Source organism: Glutamicibacter sp. GQ173 (assembly GCF_059759215.1).
The window spans coordinates 204,268-219,965 of the sequence record NZ_JCAXDT010000006.1; the positions used below are offsets into that span (position 1 = coordinate 204,268).

The 15,698-nt window shown below is 63.0% G+C and carries 14 protein-coding genes; all 14 read left to right on the forward strand.

The window, feature by feature from the left end:
• The 14 genes from AC6CHO_RS11585 to miaB all read left to right on the forward strand — a co-directional run bounded on the left by AC6CHO_RS11585 (position 1) and on the right by miaB (position 15,696).
• Positions 1-1,296, forward strand: coding sequence for an opine metallophore biosynthesis dehydrogenase (locus AC6CHO_RS11585; RefSeq protein ID WP_498215119.1), 1,296 nt, complete (start codon positions 1-3; stop codon positions 1,294-1,296).
• On the forward strand, positions 1,293-2,555 hold the full coding sequence (locus tag AC6CHO_RS11590; protein ID WP_498215120.1) for an MFS transporter: 1,263 nt from the start codon (positions 1,293-1,295) through the stop codon (positions 2,553-2,555). Before AC6CHO_RS11585 ends, AC6CHO_RS11590 begins: the two co-directional genes overlap by 4 nt.
• Complete coding sequence (locus AC6CHO_RS11595; protein ID WP_498215121.1) at positions 2,552-3,658, forward strand: FecCD family ABC transporter permease; 1,107 nt, start codon at positions 2,552-2,554, stop codon at positions 3,656-3,658. Before AC6CHO_RS11590 ends, AC6CHO_RS11595 begins: the two co-directional genes overlap by 4 nt.
• A 28-nt stretch (positions 3,659-3,686) precedes the next feature.
• Complete coding sequence (locus AC6CHO_RS11600; protein WP_498215122.1) at positions 3,687-4,484, forward strand: ABC transporter ATP-binding protein; 798 nt, start codon at positions 3,687-3,689, stop codon at positions 4,482-4,484.
• A 76-nt stretch (positions 4,485-4,560) separates the two neighbouring features.
• The gene (gene mtr / locus AC6CHO_RS11605; protein WP_498215123.1) at positions 4,561-5,961 is read left to right on the forward strand and encodes a mycothione reductase; all 1,401 of its coding nucleotides are present in this window, start codon (positions 4,561-4,563) and stop codon (positions 5,959-5,961) included.
• A gap of 175 nt (positions 5,962-6,136) precedes the next feature.
• On the forward strand, positions 6,137-6,388 hold the full coding sequence (locus AC6CHO_RS11610; RefSeq protein WP_498215124.1) for a hypothetical protein: 252 nt from the start codon (positions 6,137-6,139) through the stop codon (positions 6,386-6,388).
• A 99-nt stretch (positions 6,389-6,487) separates the two neighbouring features.
• Positions 6,488-9,484, forward strand: coding sequence for an FtsK/SpoIIIE family DNA translocase (locus AC6CHO_RS11615; RefSeq protein ID WP_498215125.1), 2,997 nt, complete (start codon positions 6,488-6,490; stop codon positions 9,482-9,484).
• Between the two features lie 5 nt (positions 9,485-9,489).
• A complete protein-coding gene (gene pgsA / locus AC6CHO_RS11620; RefSeq protein WP_498215126.1) occupies positions 9,490-10,092 on the forward strand; it encodes a CDP-diacylglycerol--glycerol-3-phosphate 3-phosphatidyltransferase in 603 nt (200 codons plus the stop codon).
• A 10-nt stretch (positions 10,093-10,102) separates the two neighbouring features.
• Entirely contained in the window at positions 10,103-10,588 is a 486-nt protein-coding gene (locus AC6CHO_RS11625; RefSeq protein WP_498215127.1) for a CinA family protein, read from the forward strand.
• A gap of 195 nt (positions 10,589-10,783) precedes the next feature.
• Positions 10,784-11,197, forward strand: a complete 414-nt coding sequence (locus AC6CHO_RS11630) for a helix-turn-helix domain-containing protein (protein ID WP_060701133.1) — start codon at positions 10,784-10,786, stop codon at positions 11,195-11,197.
• Between the two features lie 111 nt (positions 11,198-11,308).
• The gene (locus AC6CHO_RS11635) at positions 11,309-11,533 is read left to right on the forward strand and encodes a DUF3046 domain-containing protein (RefSeq protein ID WP_498215128.1); all 225 of its coding nucleotides are present in this window, start codon (positions 11,309-11,311) and stop codon (positions 11,531-11,533) included.
• Between the two features lie 240 nt (positions 11,534-11,773).
• On the forward strand, positions 11,774-12,826 hold the full coding sequence (recA, locus tag AC6CHO_RS11640; protein ID WP_444660379.1) for a recombinase RecA: 1,053 nt from the start codon (positions 11,774-11,776) through the stop codon (positions 12,824-12,826).
• A 98-nt stretch (positions 12,827-12,924) separates the two neighbouring features.
• On the forward strand, positions 12,925-13,689 hold the full coding sequence (locus tag AC6CHO_RS11645) for a regulatory protein RecX (RefSeq protein ID WP_498215129.1): 765 nt from the start codon (positions 12,925-12,927) through the stop codon (positions 13,687-13,689).
• A gap of 477 nt (positions 13,690-14,166) precedes the next feature.
• Positions 14,167-15,696 carry a tRNA (N6-isopentenyl adenosine(37)-C2)-methylthiotransferase MiaB gene (miaB, locus tag AC6CHO_RS11650; RefSeq protein WP_498215130.1) on the forward strand — a complete coding sequence of 510 codons (1,530 nt, stop codon included), beginning with the start codon at positions 14,167-14,169 and terminating at the stop codon, positions 15,694-15,696.
• Positions 15,697-15,698: the final 2 nt, after the last annotated feature.

Sequence of the window (15,698 nt, forward strand, 5' to 3'; positions counted from 1 at the left end):
ATGGATGAACTGGGAAATATCCTGATTGCCGGCACCGGGCCAGTTGCGGTGCAGAGCGCGGTGCTGCTCGCGCAATTGCCCGGTGAACTGGGAATCGCCGGGCGTGATTCGACACGGGCCGCCGAATTCTTCACCGGCGTGGAGCACCATGGCAAGCACGTGCAGGCCCAGGTGCAGAACCCGGCCCATCGTGCGCTGGCAGGCCAAGCGCGCCTGGCGCATCGCTACCTCGGATACCACCGGGTGCGCCCGTGCTGGGACACCTTGGTGATGGCCGTGTCCGCCGACGCCTACCTGCCGGTGCTTCGCGCGCTGCCCGAGGAAACCTTGTCCGCCATGAAAAGGATCGTGCTGCTCTCGCCCACCCTCGGCTCGGCCAAGCTCGTGGGCGAATATGCCCGGCGCAGGGCAGCGCATCCGGAAGTCATCAGCTGCTCAAGCTATTTGGGCGATAGCCGCCAGATTCCAGGGGCCAGCGGAATCAAGGTGCTCACCGCGGGGGTGAAAAAACGGATCTATCTGGGGAGCACAAGGACCCAGAGCCCTGCGGTGGCCCGGCTGGCCGCGGTACTGGAAGCCGCAGGTCCTGCCGTGCAAGCTGCCAGCACGCCGGTGGAAGCTGAAGCACGCAATATGTCCCTGTATGTGCACCCGGCGCTGTTCATGAACGAGCTGGCGCTCCAGGCGGTATTCTCGCCGGGGCCGGTCCCCAAATACGTCTACAAGCTCTTTCCCGAAGGCCCGGTTACCCCCGCCCTGATCCACACCATGGCGCAGGCCTGGCGGGAGCTGAACGCCGTCACCGCGGCGCTGGGCGGCCAAGGCGTCAATCTGCTGCAGTTCATGCTGGAGGACGGGTACCCGGTGCGTCCCGAGAGCATCACCCCGCAGGCGGCAGCCAATTTTGACAAGCTCCCGGCAGCAGAACAGGAATACCTGCTCTACGTCCGCTACGCGTCGTTCCTGATCGACCCCTACTCGCAGCCCGACGAGCACGGTCGCTACTTCGACTTCTCCACCATCGCCTTCCGTCCGATCTTCATCAACGACCAGGGCCAGTGGGACATCCCGCGGATGCCCAAGGAGGATTACTACCGGACCAAGATCATCCAGGGGCTGGCGCGAAAACACGCGGTGCCCTGCCCGATGATCGACCAGTTGCTCGGATCCTACGAGCGGGCACTGGAACACGCGGCGCGGCAGCTGGAGCCCCAGCCGTGTTCGCCACAGTTCCGCGTCGAGGATTTCTCCGAGCACGTGGACATGATCGGCTCCCCGTCAAGGAGCGCGGCATGAAGCAAGCAGAAATGAGTTCCACGCAGCCGCTGCCCAGCGAGCGCCGGATCATCGCCGAAATCTGGCCGGCGCTGCTGGCCTCGGCGCTGGGGCTGCTGCCCTTCACCGTGCTCAGCACCTTCCTGGTGCCGATCGCGGATTGGGCCGGAGCAGGAGTGGCCGAGACCGGCACCCTGCGCGGACTGGCCGGGGTGGGCGCGGTGCTGGCGGGCGTGGCTGCCGCTCCGCTGATCGGCCGCATCGCCCCGGGCACCGTGGCCGCCGTCGCACTGGGGCTCATGGGGGTCGCCGCGGTGCTGGGCACCTTCTCCGGGCTGGCCGCATTGGCGGCCTTCTGCCTGGCCACCGGCATATCCAATGCGCTGCTCTACCCGGCGCTGTCCACCGCCGCGGCTGACCGGTTCGGCACAACCCCTGCCGCAGGGCGCGCGGCCACATTGGTGATGACGGCGCAGACCTTGGCCTCCACGCTCGGAGCGCCGCTGCTGGTGCTCCCGGCCCTGTGGTGGGGGTGGCAGGGGAATCTGATCGCGATCGCCGTGTTGAGCCTCATGCTCATCCCCGCGGTGGTGCGCTACGGCCGCGCCCATGCCGCCGGCACCGAAGATGCCGCAGGCAGCGGATCCAGGCAGGCGTCGCGAATGGGCTATATCGCGGCCTTCCGGGCTTTGGGTGCGGTGCCCGGGGCACGGGCCCTGCTGCTGGTTTCCTTCGGCCGGGCCGGAGCCCTGATGGGGCACTTGGCATTCCTCGCACCGCTGTACGCCGACAAGTTCCAGCTGACCGCCAGCGAGTTCGCCTTTGCCTGGTCCGCCAGCGGCGGGGCCTTTTTCCTCGGCCACCTGCTGGCCGGAAGGATGCTCAACGCCGAAGAGTCCGAACGGCGCACCCGCTCGATGATGGCCATCTGCCTCGGCACTGCCTTGGCAGCCCTGCTCGGAGTCTACCTGGCACCGGCGCTGCCGCTGGCCCTGTTGTGCACCGCGCTGCTATCGGCCAGCCATGCCGTGGTCTCGGCCGCGGTGACAACCTTGCTGGTGGCCCGATGCACCCAGGTGCGCGGCACCGCACTGGGCATGAACGCCGCGGGCATGAGCCTGGGGCTGTTCCTGGGCACGGCCGCATCCGGGGCCACGCTGGCCGCCGCCGGCTACCTGGGCGCAGCCGCCGTGCTCGGCGCCTTGACGCTGCTGGCCCTTGGCGCAGCCCTGGCCGTTCCTGCCGGAACCAGCGACCAGATCCAGGAGCAACAGCCATGACGCACATTCCAACACGCGAGCGCCCCGGCTTTGAGCCCCTGGTTTTCTCCGGCGACGACCTGGAACATGAGCAACGCACCCGGCATGCCTGGATCTGGAATGCCAGCCTGCTGGCGGCCCTGCTGCTGACCCTGCCCATTGCGGTGGGGCTCGGGCCGGTCTCCATCGAGCCTGGCACGGTGCTGCAGATCCTCGGGCAGCACTTCGGGGCTGGCCCGGGGGCAGGGGACTGGAGCGCCTCGGAGCAATCCATTGTGCTGCTCTTGCGCGTGCCCCGGGTGCTGCTGGGAGCGGCCGTGGGCGCCGGCCTGGCGCTCGCCGGGGTGGCGCTGCAGGCCCTGACCCGCAACATCCTGGCCGAACCCTACCTGCTCGGGGTGACCTCCGGCGCCTCCACCCTGTCCGCGGCCTCGATCCTTTTCGGCGCCACCGCGGGAATCGGCACGGCTTCGCTGGCCACCAGCGCCTTTGCCGGCGCCCTGGCCGCCGGCATCGCGGTGTTCCTGCTGGCACGGGTCGGCTCGCAGATGACCTCCACGCGGCTGGTGTTGGCAGGTGTCTCGGTCGGATATGTCCTGCATGCGCTGACCTCGCTGCTGATTTTTGCTTCCGATGATCCCAATGCGGGTCGATCGGTGCTGTTCTGGACCTTGGGGTCGCTGGCCCAGGCCACCGGCCAATCGGCCTCGGTGACGTGGCTGGTGGTGCTGGGCACGCTGGGATGCCTCATGTACTGGTCCCGGCCGATGGACGCCCTGGCCATCGGCGATGCCACCGCCCAGACACTGGGGATCAAGCCGGCGAAACTGCGGGCGGCGGTGATGATCGTGACCGCGCTGTGCGTCGGTGCGCTAGTGGCGGCCTCCGGGGGCATCGGCTTCGTGGGGCTGATCATCCCGCACGTCGCCCGGCTGTGCGTCGGCTCGACCCACCGCCAGTTGCTTCCGGCGGCGGCGCTGCTGGGCGCGCTGTTCCTGCTCTGGGCCGACGTCCTGGCCAGGACCGCTTTGGCGCCGCAGGAGCTGCCCCTGGGAATTGTCACCGCACTGCTCGGCGCGCCATTGCTCTTCATGCTGGTGCGCAAGCTGAACCCCGCCCAATGAGACACCGCCATCTTCGAAAGGCAAGATCATGATTACAGCTACTGATGTTTCCGCCGGCTACGGGGGAGGGCTGGTGGTTCGCGGGGTCGACCTGCAGGCGGACCACGGCGAAGTGGTCGGCCTGATCGGCCCCAACGGCAGCGGCAAGTCCACGTTCCTGCGCACGCTGTACGGGGCTCTGCCCCCGCGAACCGGGCTGGTCACCTTGGACCATGAACCGATCAGCGAGCTGCGCGGAAACCGGCTGGCCCGCCGGGTGGCCGTGGTCGCCCAGGAATCGCCCTCGGATCTGCCGGTCAGCGTCGCTGACATGGTGCTGCTCGGCCGGGCCCCGCAGCGCAGGGCGTTGGCCGCCTTCACCCGCGAAGACCACCAAGCGGTGGCGGCCGCCTTGTCCCGGGTCGGCGCCCGGGACCTGGCCAACCGCCGCTACGCCACCCTCTCGGGCGGCGAGAAGCAGCGGGTGCTGGTGGCCCGGACCCTGGCGCAGCAGGCCGATCACTTGCTGCTTGACGAGCCTACCAATCACCTGGACATCCGCTATCAGCACGAACTGCTGCGCCTGGTCGGGCAACTGGGGGTCACCACCGTGGTGGTGCTCCACGACCTGAACCTCGCCGCCCGGTATTGCGACAAGCTGGTGATCCTCAAGGACGGCCAAGCGCTCGCCGCCGGAACCCCGCGAGAGGTGCTCACCGCGCAGCGGCTGCTGGATGTCTACGGCATTCGCGCCGAGCCGATGGACGTGCAGGGCTGCCTGCAATTGGTCTTCAGCATCGCCGACGAGCCGCAGCTGCACGATGCGGGCGCGCGGGCCGCCAGATGATAGCCTCCCGGTAGGTGGAGCGTGCAGGGCCAGGACCTGCCGTCCCAAGCCAAGACCGTGAAAGGGACCTGACAACATGGCTTCCAATGTGGATGCGGTAGACAAGTACTACGATCTGATCATCCTCGGCACCGGCTCGGGCAATTCGATTCCAGGACCTGAGTTCGATGACAGGTCCATTGCCATTATCGAAAAGGGGGCCTTTGGCGGCACCTGCCTGAACGTGGGCTGCATCCCGACCAAGATGTATGTCTACGCGGCCGACACCGCCTTGGAAACCCGGGAGTCTTCGCGCTTGGGCATCGACGCCCAGGTGAATTCCGTGGATTGGCCGGGCATCGTCAATCGCGTATTCGACCAGCGGATCGATTTGATCGCTAAGGGCGGGGAAGAATACCGCAGGGGTGAAAAGACCCCGAATATCGACGTGTATGACCAGCATGCCCGGTTCGTTGCCGAACGCACGCTGCGCACCGGCCAGGGCACGGCGGCCAAGACCATCAGCGCCGACCAGATCGTTCTGGCGGCAGGCTCGCGTCCCTTCATCCCAGAGGTGATCGCCCAGTCCGGGGTTCATTTCCACACCAATGAAGACATCATGCGCTTGGCCCGGAAGCCAAAATCCATGGTGATCGTTGGCGGCGGCTACATTGCCATGGAGTTTGCCCATGTCTTCGAGGCCCTGGGCACCAAGGTGAGCATCATTGCCCGCTCGGAATTGCTTCGGCACCTGGATGCCGACCTGCGCGAACCCTTCAATGAGCTTGCCGCCCAGCGCTACGACGTGCATCAGGGACGGAATATTGCCGGGGCCAGCCAGCGGGGCAACGAGGTCACCGTGACGCTCGATGACGGGTCTGAGATCAGCGCAGAAGTCCTGCTGGTGGCCACCGGGCGCATTCCCAACGGCGATGAACTGGACTTGGATCTGGCCGGCATCGAGTCCACGGACGGGCGCATCAGAGTTGACGAATTCGGGCGCTCCACCTCGGCGTCGGGCGTGTGGGCGCTGGGCGACATTTCCTCCCCATACATGCTCAAGCACGTTGCCAACGCGGAAATGCGCGCGGTCCGGCACAACCTGCTGAACCCGCAGAACATGAAGAAGATGCCTCATGAACATGTTCCCGCCGCGGTCTTCACCCATCCGCAAATCGCCTATCTGGGGATGACCGAGGAAGAGGCCCGCGAGGCAGGGCACGAGATCACCGTCAAGGTGCAGAAGTATGCCGATGTGGCCTATGGCTGGGCCATGGAAGATCGCAGCGGCATCGCCAAGCTTATTGCCGACAAGAAGACCGGCAAGCTGCTCGGCGCCCACTACATGGGGCCCCAGGCTTCCACGCTGATCCAGCAGATGATCACCGTCATGGCCTTCGATCTGGATGTGAGAGAGGTAGCCAGCAACCAGTACTGGATCCACCCGGCGCTGCCGGAGGTCACCGAAAACGCATTGCTCGGTCTGGACTTCTCCTAAGCGCAATTCATTGCGTGCACGTGCAGATCGGCCCTGGCCACCTGGCGCAATCGGTGGGATGCGTGCGGCCACGGCGCTCCCGGATCGGTGGCTGGAGGCAGGTTGCGCCGGTGGCCATTGCGGCAGCAGGGGCCGGGGCTGCAAGGCCGAAGGTAAAACAGAACAAGGAGGAAAAATGAAGTTGAAGAGCCATCTTGCCGCATCTGCCGCGGCCGGCATCCTGGCCATGGCGCTGGGGGCGGGCGCCATCCCGGCAGCCCAGGCCAGTGGCAAGACCTACACCCAGGAAGTGGCCAGCGCCGGTACCTGCACAAAAATGAAAACCGCCACGGTCCACGCCTTCAGGGCTTCCGGCTATGACGTCAGCGGCCACGCCTGCCTGAAAAGCGCGGGAGGCTACACCCTGATGATCGACTACTCGAAATAGCTTGCCTGCCTTTCACGTGATCCATCTCTAGCTCCCGCCAAACCCCGTGCAGACGTGTAAATTCGGGGCGCATACAGCTGTTGGCGATACCCTAGAACTATGGCCCCACGTACTCAGTCTCAGGGGACGAAGAAGCCGGCGACGCGCAAACCCAAGGCGTCCAGCTCTTCGTCCTCCAAGAAAACGCCCGAGAATCCGGAACAGGAACTCGCTCTGCCCTTACGCGCCCTGCGCAGCGTATGGATGGGCGTTGCCCGGATTTTTGGTGGCGCCTTCCGCCGAATCGGCGGAACGGTGAGCCCTGACTACGAGCTGCGCCGCGACGGCACAGGACTTTTCCTTGCCCTGATCTCGATTACCGTGGCCATCATCGAATGGTGGGGGTTGCGCGCATCGGGCTGGTTTGGACAGGGCGTGCACGCCGTAGCCGGCGGCACCCTGGGTTTCATGGCCGTGCTCCTGCCGGTCATCTTGTTCATCGGGGCCTTCCGGCTCTTCCGCTACCCGGAAGAAGTCACCGCCAATAACCGCATCGGCATTGGCCTGCTGATCATGACGCTCTCCGGCTCATCTATCGCATCGCTGGCACAAGGCTCGCCAGCGGTCACCGATGACTTCGAGCTGCTGTGGAACGCCGGGGGAATGGCCGGCTCCATCCTCGGAACGCCACTGGGCTTGCTGATCACGGTCCCCGGCGCCATGGCCGTCTTCATCTTCCTGGCATTCATGTCCCTCTTGATTGTCACCGCAACGCCATTTACCCAGATTCCGCAGCGGATCCGCGCCGGCTACAACCGCCTGCTGGGCCAGGACCCCGACGCGGCCAAGCCGGCACGCCACACCGCCCAGGCCGAACTGGATCCAAGCCGCGAAGAACACGACCAGTCCTACCTCTACCCGGAGGACGAGCCGGTTGCCCCAGCACCAAAAAAGAAGAAGCCGGGATTCTTCGAACGCCGCGCTGCCGCGGCCCGCCAGGTGACCGAAGTCTACGACGTGGACGGAAGCGAAAGCGCCGAGCGCCCGGGCGACGTAGCCTACGACAAGGCCGTCATCGAGCCCGAAGAATTCTCCGAGGCCTCGACCACGTCGCTGCCGGTGAGCAACCGCAACTCCGGCAAGATCTTTGATGCCGATGAAGCCGCCACCCAGGCCATCGCGCGTCCGAACTTCGAGGATCACGATGCCGCCGAAGCCGCCACCCAGGCAATGCCTGCCGCGTCGAGGCCCGCGCCTGCCGGCCCGCCTCCCGGGGTGAAGCGCCCCACCAAGGCCGAAAGCGAGATGGCCGAGATCATGGCCAATATCGGTTTGAAGGCCGAGCCGGAGGCAACCACCTCCGCCATGGACCAGGTTTCATCGCGCGCCGCAGGCCTTTCGGCCAGCCCGCAGGCGCCGATCCCGGCGCGCAGCGAGCAGCTGCAGCTTTCCGGGGACGTCACCTACACCCTGCCAGAAGACGGCTACCTGCCGGCCGGCCCGCCAGCCAAGGAAGCTTCCGAGGCCAACCAGGTAGTGGTTGACGCGCTGACCAACACCCTGCAGCAGTTCAAGGTCGACGCCCAGGTGACCGGCTTCTCCCGCGGGCCGACGGTGACCCGCTACGAAATCGAGCTGTCGCCAGGCACCAAGGTGGAGAAGGTCACCGCGCTGGCCAAGAACATCTCCTACGCGGTGGCTTCCTCCGACGTGCGCATCCTTTCGCCGATCCCCGGCAAGTCCGCCATCGGCATTGAAATTCCGAATACCGACAAGGAAGTTGTTGCCCTGGGCGACGTGCTGCGCAGCAACAACGCCCGAAAGACCGAGCACCCCATGGTGATGGGCGTCGGCAAGGATGTCGAAGGCGGCTTTGTGGTCGCCAACCTCGCCAAGATGCCGCACCTGCTGGTGGCAGGCGCCACCGGCGCCGGCAAGTCCTCGTTCGTGAATTCCATGATCACCTCGATCCTGATGCGCGCCACCCCCGATGAGGTCCGCATGGTCATGGTTGACCCCAAGCGCGTGGAGCTGACCGCCTACGAGGGCGTGCCGCACCTGATCACCCCGATCATCACCAACCCGAAGAAGGCCGCCGAGGCACTGGGCTGGGTGGTCCGGGAAATGGACACCCGCTACGACGACCTGGCCAACTTCGGCTACAAGCACATCGACGACTTCAACAAGGCTGTGAAGGCCGGCAAGGTCCACCCGCCGGAGGGCTCCCAGCGGGTGCTCAAGCCCTACCCGTACCTGCTGGTGATTGTCGACGAGCTCGCCGATCTGATGATGGTCGCACCGCGCGATGTGGAAGAGTCGATCGTTCGCATCACCCAGCTGGCCCGTGCCGCCGGCATCCACCTGGTGCTGGCCACCCAGCGTCCATCCGTGGACGTGGTCACCGGCCTGATCAAGGCCAACGTGCCTTCGCGCATGGCCTTCGCCACCTCCTCGGTCACCGACTCCCGCGTGGTCCTGGACCAGCCCGGCGCCGAGAAGCTGCTGGGCCAGGGTGACGCGCTGTTCCTGCCCATGGGCACCTCCAAGCCGATGCGCGTGCAGGGCGCCTGGGTCACCGAGTCCGAGATCCAGCGCGTGGTCGAACACGTCAAGACGCAGCTGGCACCGGAGTACCGCGAAGACGTGATTCCGGCCGCCGAAAAGAAGAAGCAGATCGACGAGGATATCGGAGACGATCTGGACCTGCTGCTGCAGGCCACCGAATTGGTGGTCACCAGCCAGTTCGGTTCCACCTCGATGCTTCAGCGCAAGCTGCGTGTTGGCTTCGCCAAGGCAGGCCGCCTGATGGACTTGATGGAATCGCGCGGAGTGGTAGGCCCTTCCGAGGGCTCCAAGGCCCGCGACGTGCTCATCCAGCCCGATGACCTGCCAATGGTTCTGGCCGCGATGCGCGGCGATGACCCGGCAACCACCGCGCCATCGGCCACCGAAGCAGCCCTGGTGGCCGAAGCCAACGTGAACCACGCTGATCCAGTGGCCGAATACGCCGAAGACCTGGTGGCCAGGGACTTGGATGATCGCCCGCAAGCCGTTGACTACTTTGACGGCTCCGACGAACCGGGCGAAGACGCCTGGGACCTGACAGGAAGAAACTAGAACCCATGAGCGAGCAAGCTGGCCACGGTGCCCAGCCACCGGTTCCGACACTGAACATCGCCAATGTGCTCACGTGCATTCGCATCATCATGGTGCCCTTCTTCGTCTGGGCGCTGCTGGCCGACGGCTCGCAGCAGGGGCTTTGGCGCTGGGTTGCCCTCGTGCTGTTTGTCCTGGCCATGTACACCGACAAGCTCGACGGGGACCTGGCCCGCAGCCGCGGACTGATTACCAACTTCGGCAAGATCGCCGACCCGATTGCGGACAAGCTGCTCACCGGCTCGGCCCTTGTATGCTTCTCCATCTTGTCGGAGCTTCCATGGTGGGTGACCATCGTGATCCTGGTTCGCGAATGGGGCATTACGCTGCTGCGCGTGGTGGTGATCCGCTACGGCGTGATTGCCGCGAACATGGGCGGCAAAATCAAGACCGTCCTGCAGTCGGTGGTGATTGGCCTGTACCTGCTTCCATACACCCACACCATCGAATGGCTGCACGCTGTTGCCTGGTACCTGATGCTGCTGACCGTGGCCGTGACCGTGGTGACGGGCGTTGAATACCTCATCAAGGCCGGCCAGCTGGTCGCAGGCGCCAAGAAGCAGAAGTAGGGCGCGGCGCATGATGAAATCCCAGGCTCCCGCCGTCATCGCCGCGGCCATTGGACAAGGCGTCCAGCTGGCCACGGCAGAATCCCTCACCGCCGGCATGATCGCCGCGCGCTTGGCTGAAGTGCCCGGGGCCTCGGCCGTATTGCGCGGGGGAGTCGTGAGCTATTCCTCTGACGTGAAACGAGCGCTGCTCAAGGTAGATGCGCAATTGCTCGATGCCCGGGGCTCAGTTGACCCCGAGGTGGCTCGGCAGATGGCGGTGGGCGCGCTGCAAGCTTGCGGTGCGGACCTGGCCGTGTCGGCAACGGGAGTGGCAGGGCCTGAGGCCCACGATGGCAAGCCTGTCGGCACGGTGTACATTGGCTGGGCCCGCGGTGCCGAGTCGGGGTCCACTGTGCACCACTTTGTGGGCGATCGCGCCCAGATCCGTGAACAAAGCACCCATGCGGCGCTTCAACAGTTGGCTGCCATCCTGGATAAAGCTTCTTCACAGTAAGACGCGCAAGACTAGTTCTCCCGAGATATTACGCAAAAATCATGCTTCATGTGGCGAGCGTCGCATTTTTCAGATTAGGCTGAGGATCGGGGAACAAAATCGTATGACCCGCCGTTGTACGAATTACAGGGCCGCAAGGTTGGCCCCCGTATTAAACAGATCTTCGAGATGGACCTAGGAGCAAAGGCTAAATTTATGGTCAAGCAACCCGTTACTGTCAATGGTGTTGTCCGTTGGCGCGATATGGGAGAAGCCCATACGGTCCAGCCCGAGAAGGAGGAGCACAAAATGGTAGTACTCCGTCATGAAATCGGCGATGTTCTGCGTGACGTCCGTCAGCGCCAGGGACGCACCCTTCGCGAGGTTTCACATAGCGCCCGAGTTTCCCTCGGTTACCTTTCCGAAGTTGAACGCGGTCAGAAGGAAGCCTCCTCGGAGCTGCTTTCCTCGATCTGCGTGGCGCTGGAAATTCCACTGTCCCTCATGCTGCGTGAAGTCTCCGAACGAGTAGCGCTGGCTGAAGGTATCGCCATCCCTGATACCGTGCCAACGGATATGGCCAACGAGTTCGCTGAGAAAAGCGCCGGAAAGCCGCTGGCTTCCGTCTAAGTCAAAAAATCTTATGGTTTCCGCGGCTCAGTAATCGAGTTGGCCGGGGCCGAACAAGGAGCCCACGCTCATCGCGTGGGCTCCTTGCCTATGTCATGGGAGAATAATCAGGTGAAAATCAGCGATTTCTGGCGCAATATGGAAGCCGAGTTCGGGCCGCGGTACTCCCACGTCCTGGCCGACTCCATGGCTTTGACCGAACTTGACAGCCTCACCCCTGCCGAAGCATTGAACAAGGGCGTCAAGCCCAAGCAAATCTGGGAGGCGCTGTGCCGCGCCCAGGACGTTCCAGCTGAACGTTGGCTCGGCGTGGATATCGAACCCAAGGATTCCTGACCGCCGAATTCGAAAATGGTGTTTTCGATACTTCGAAAACGCCGTGTTGGATTTCGAACATCTGTTCGGATATGCTTATCCTAGAAGCAGCGCAGGAAACTGCACCAAAAACTTAAGCACTGAGATTGTCCACACTGGCGGGCTATCAGAGTCCAAAGTGTCGGTGGATGAGCATACTGTCTACAACAGGACATAAATCATGAGCAGGTCGCTTCCGGCTTGCATGAGCAAAGGTGAACCATGGCAGCAAATAATGATCGAGAAAAGGCACTAGAGGCTGTCCTCGGCCAAATTGACAAGGCCTATGGCAAGGGCTCGGTCATGCGCCTGGGCGATGAAACCCGTGCCCCTATTGAAATTATCCCAACTGGTTCGGTCGCATTGGACGTCGCCCTGGGAATTGGCGGCCTGCCACGCGGTCGCGTCGTGGAGATCTACGGCCCGGAATCTTCCGGTAAGACGACGGTGGCGCTCCATGCTGTTGCCAGCGCGCAGAAGGCTGGCGGCGTCGCCGCCTTCATTGACGCCGAGCACGCCCTTGATCCTGAATACGCCAAGAAGCTTGGTGTAGATACCGATGCGCTTCTGGTCTCGCAGCCGGATACCGGCGAGCAGGCGCTGGAAATCATGGATATGCTCGTGGGTTCCGGTGCATTGGATATCATCGTTATCGACTCCGTGGCCGCGCTGGTGCCACGCGCCGAAATCGAAGGCGAAATGGGCGATAGCCACGTTGGTCTTCAGGCTCGATTGATGTCGCAGGCTCTGCGTAAGATCACCGGTCGCCTCTCGGCATCCAAGACCACGGCCATCTTCATCAACCAGCTGCGTGAGAAGATCGGTGTCTTCTTCGGCAGCCCTGAAACCACCACCGGTGGTAAGGCGCTGAAGTTCTACGCTTCGGTCCGTATCGATATCCGCCGCATTGAGACCTTGAAAGAGGGCACCAACCCGGTGGGTAACCGCACCCGCTGCAAGGTCGTCAAGAATAAGATGGCTCCTCCTTTCAAGCAGGCCGAATTCGATATCCTGTACGGTCATGGAATCTCTCGCGAAGGTTCGCTGATCGACATGGGTGTTGAGCACAACCTGGTCAAGAAGTCCGGCGCCTGGTTCACCTATGATGGCGACCAGCTGGGCCAGGGCAAGGAAAACGCCCGTCGCTTCTTGCGCGATAATCCAGACCTGTCCGATGAACTTGAGCGGCAGATCTTGCAGAAGCTCGGCGTCCTGCCAAAGGACGAGGTTGAAGAAGACGAGACAGAACTGCGAGTCGTCGAGGGCGACAAATAGTGTCCTCAAACTTCCAACGACGTAGCGTCCGCCCCGGACACAAATCCGGGGCGGACGCTACGTCCGTTTCGCAAGAGTTTCAGGGAAGCCTCGACGACATGCCGGATTGGGCGAAGCCCGACCTCCAGGCCGCGAAAGCGCCAGCCTCGGAACCGGCGGGCGCAGAGCACTCCACGTCGAAACTTCCTGAACATGGTCATCGCCGCATCATTGTGCCAGCTCCGCAGGAGAGCAAAAAGCCTGAAAGCGTCGATGAACTGCGTGCAGCGATGGAACGCATCGTCGCCGCACCAGCACCCCCGAAGCCGTCGAAGAAGGAACGCCGCGAAGCGCGGGAAGCCCGGAAGCTGGCCCGCGAAGCGGGGGAAGCGGAAGAACTCACCGACGAACAGTGGCGTGAGAAAGCGCGAAACATCCTGCTTCGCCAGCTAACTGCCAGCGACAAGACCGCAAAGCAGCTCAAAGACAAGCTGCTGGACAAGGAATGCCCGGAAGAAATCGCTGACGAACTCATTGAGCGATACGCGGAGATCAATCTTGTCGATGACCAGCGTTTTGCGAAGTCATGGGTGGTGACGCGAGCCCGCTCCAGGGGGCTGGCCCGCGGCGCGATTAAGCATGAGCTTCGCTCAAAAGGCGTCGATGATGAACTCGCCACCGAAGCGTTGGAACAGATTGACGATGAAGCAGAAGAACAGCGCGCCCGCGAACTCGTCCGCGCAAAACTCCGTCCAGAATCAATGGGAGTAGATCGCGACAAGGCTTTGCGCCGTTTAGTTGGAATGCTCGGACGCAAAGGCTACAACGGTTCGATGGCATTCAAGGTAGCTCGCGAAGAATGGGAAGAACGGTTCAGATCCTGAGGCTATCGATGTTTCTTTCGCATGAATGGCCTCTTGCCCAAGCGAAATAGCCAGTCATCCAAGCTTTGGTAAACCCACAAAATGATGACAGCGATCGCAACCAATATTGAACCTGTCCCAATATTAAAAAGCAGATCGTCAGTTCTGTAATCCATTGGCGGGATTACGCCGATCGCCATCGGAACGGCAAAAAGGAACAGCGCGCTGGGGAAGCCATCCACCAATGGAAAACCTTCATGGAGCGCGACAGCGGCAAGGCGCGCCCAGCTGGACTCTTGGCTGGTGGTTCGTCAGCGTCGCAACCCGCGGTTCTGCTCGCAATCCTTGAAATTGCCAACAGATGGAGCAATTCGATCATATCGGAAACCGCTGCGCTGCGCTCCAGATGATTCACGAGTACTCATCTCCTATTCGTGGGCGGTTCGCCCTAGGGTCGCCTACATTTCAGCTCGATGGAAATTTCGGTAATCTTGAAGGGTGACTGAGCAACAAACCGTGAGCATCCCGGAAACCGAAGAATTCCCGCGTACCTATGAAGTACGCACCTTCGGTTGCCAAATGAACGTCCACGATTCCGAGAGGCTTTCTGGTCTTTTGGAAGACGCGGGATTGAGCCGAAAGCCTGAGGAGCTCAAGGACGGCGTTGCTGATGTCGTCGTCTTCAATACTTGCGCAGTGCGCGAAAACGCGGACAACAAGCTCTACGGGAACCTCGGCATCCTCAAGGGCATCAAGGCAGAGCGCCCAGGCATGCAAATTGCAGTTGGCGGTTGCCTGGCCCAAAAGGATCGCGACACCATCCTGAAAAAGGCCCCCTGGGTCGACGTGGTCTTCGGAACCCATAACATCGGGTCCTTGCCTGCACTGCTGGCTCGTTCAGAACACAACAAGAAGGCAGAGCTTGAGATCCTCGAATCTCTTGACGTCTTCCCTTCAACTTTGCCAACGCGGCGCGAGTCCGTCTACGCCGGCTGGGTATCGATCTCCGTAGGCTGCAACAATACGTGCACCTTCTGCATCGTTCCTTCGCTGCGCGGCAAGGAACGCGACCGTCGTCCCGGCGAAATTCTGGCCGAGATCCAAGCGCTCGTTGACGACGGCGCCATCGAAGTGACCCTGCTGGGCCAGAACGTCAACTCCTACGGCGTTGAATTCGGGGACCGCCTGGCCTTCGGCAAGCTCCTGCGCGCTTGCGGCGAAATCGAAGGGCTCGAACGCGTACGATTCACCAGCCCGCACCCTGCAGCATTCACCGACGATGTCATCGACGCAATGGCCGAAACGCCTAATGTCATGCCGCAGCTGCATATGCCATTGCAGTCCGGATCCGACAAGGTGCTCAAGGAAATGCGTCGATCCTACCGTTCCAAGAAGTTCCTCGGAATTTTGGACAAGGTGCGCGAGCGAATCCCGCACGCCGCGATCACAACGGACATCATTGTCGGATTCCCCGGTGAATCCGAAGAGGACTTCCAGGCAACCTTGGACGTTGTCGAGGCTTCTCGTTTCTCCTCGGCCTTCACCTTCCAGTACTCCAAGCGGCCAGGCACGCCCGCGGCAACCCTGGAAGGCCAGCTGCCCAAAGCAGTGGTCCAGGAACGCTTCGAGCGCCTGACCGCGCTGCAGGACCGCATCGCCAAGGAAGAAAACGCCAAGCAGCTGGGACGAACCGTGGAAGTGATGGTGACCGAGCAGTCGGGGCGCAAGGCCGAGGAAACGCACCGGCTTGCTGGCCGTGCGCAGGACCAGCGGCTGGTGCACTTCTCCGTGCCCGAGGGAGCGCAAACTCCGCGTCCAGGCGATCTGGTGATCCTGCCCATTACCGAAGTGGCAGCATTCCACCTCATTTCGGATCCGGATTCCGGCCAGTACTCACTGCGCCGTTCCCGCGCCGGAGACGCCTGGGACCGCGCGCAGGCAGAAAGCTGTGGCGTTCCTGCTCCGGGTGAAACTACTGCCACGGGCCGCACAAATTTGGGCATGCCAACTCTCAAGGTGCGCAGCTAGCC

What these genes read in the sequence shown, in the direction of transcription:
- AC6CHO_RS11585 (WP_498215119.1), top strand. Translation starts at nt 1, where the DNA reads ATGGATGAACTGGGAAATATCCTGATTGCCGGCACCGGGCCAGTTGCG.
- AC6CHO_RS11595 (WP_498215121.1), top strand. Translation starts at nt 2,552, where the DNA reads ATGACGCACATTCCAACACGCGAGCGCCCCGGCTTTGAGCCCCTGGTT.
- AC6CHO_RS11625 (WP_498215127.1), top strand. Translation starts at nt 10,103, where the DNA reads ATGATGAAATCCCAGGCTCCCGCCGTCATCGCCGCGGCCATTGGACAA.
- recA (WP_444660379.1), top strand. Translation starts at nt 11,774, where the DNA reads ATGGCAGCAAATAATGATCGAGAAAAGGCACTAGAGGCTGTCCTCGGC.
- pgsA (WP_498215126.1), top strand. Translation starts at nt 9,490, where the DNA reads ATGAGCGAGCAAGCTGGCCACGGTGCCCAGCCACCGGTTCCGACACTG.
- AC6CHO_RS11610 (WP_498215124.1), top strand. Translation starts at nt 6,137, where the DNA reads ATGAAGTTGAAGAGCCATCTTGCCGCATCTGCCGCGGCCGGCATCCTG.
- AC6CHO_RS11630 (WP_060701133.1), top strand. Translation starts at nt 10,784, where the DNA reads ATGGTCAAGCAACCCGTTACTGTCAATGGTGTTGTCCGTTGGCGCGAT.
- mtr (WP_498215123.1), top strand. Translation starts at nt 4,561, where the DNA reads ATGGCTTCCAATGTGGATGCGGTAGACAAGTACTACGATCTGATCATC.
- AC6CHO_RS11590 (WP_498215120.1), top strand. Translation starts at nt 1,293, where the DNA reads ATGAAGCAAGCAGAAATGAGTTCCACGCAGCCGCTGCCCAGCGAGCGC.
- AC6CHO_RS11615 (WP_498215125.1), top strand. Translation starts at nt 6,488, where the DNA reads ATGGCCCCACGTACTCAGTCTCAGGGGACGAAGAAGCCGGCGACGCGC.
- AC6CHO_RS11645 (WP_498215129.1), top strand. Translation starts at nt 12,925, where the DNA reads ATGCCGGATTGGGCGAAGCCCGACCTCCAGGCCGCGAAAGCGCCAGCC.
- AC6CHO_RS11600 (WP_498215122.1), top strand. Translation starts at nt 3,687, where the DNA reads ATGATTACAGCTACTGATGTTTCCGCCGGCTACGGGGGAGGGCTGGTG.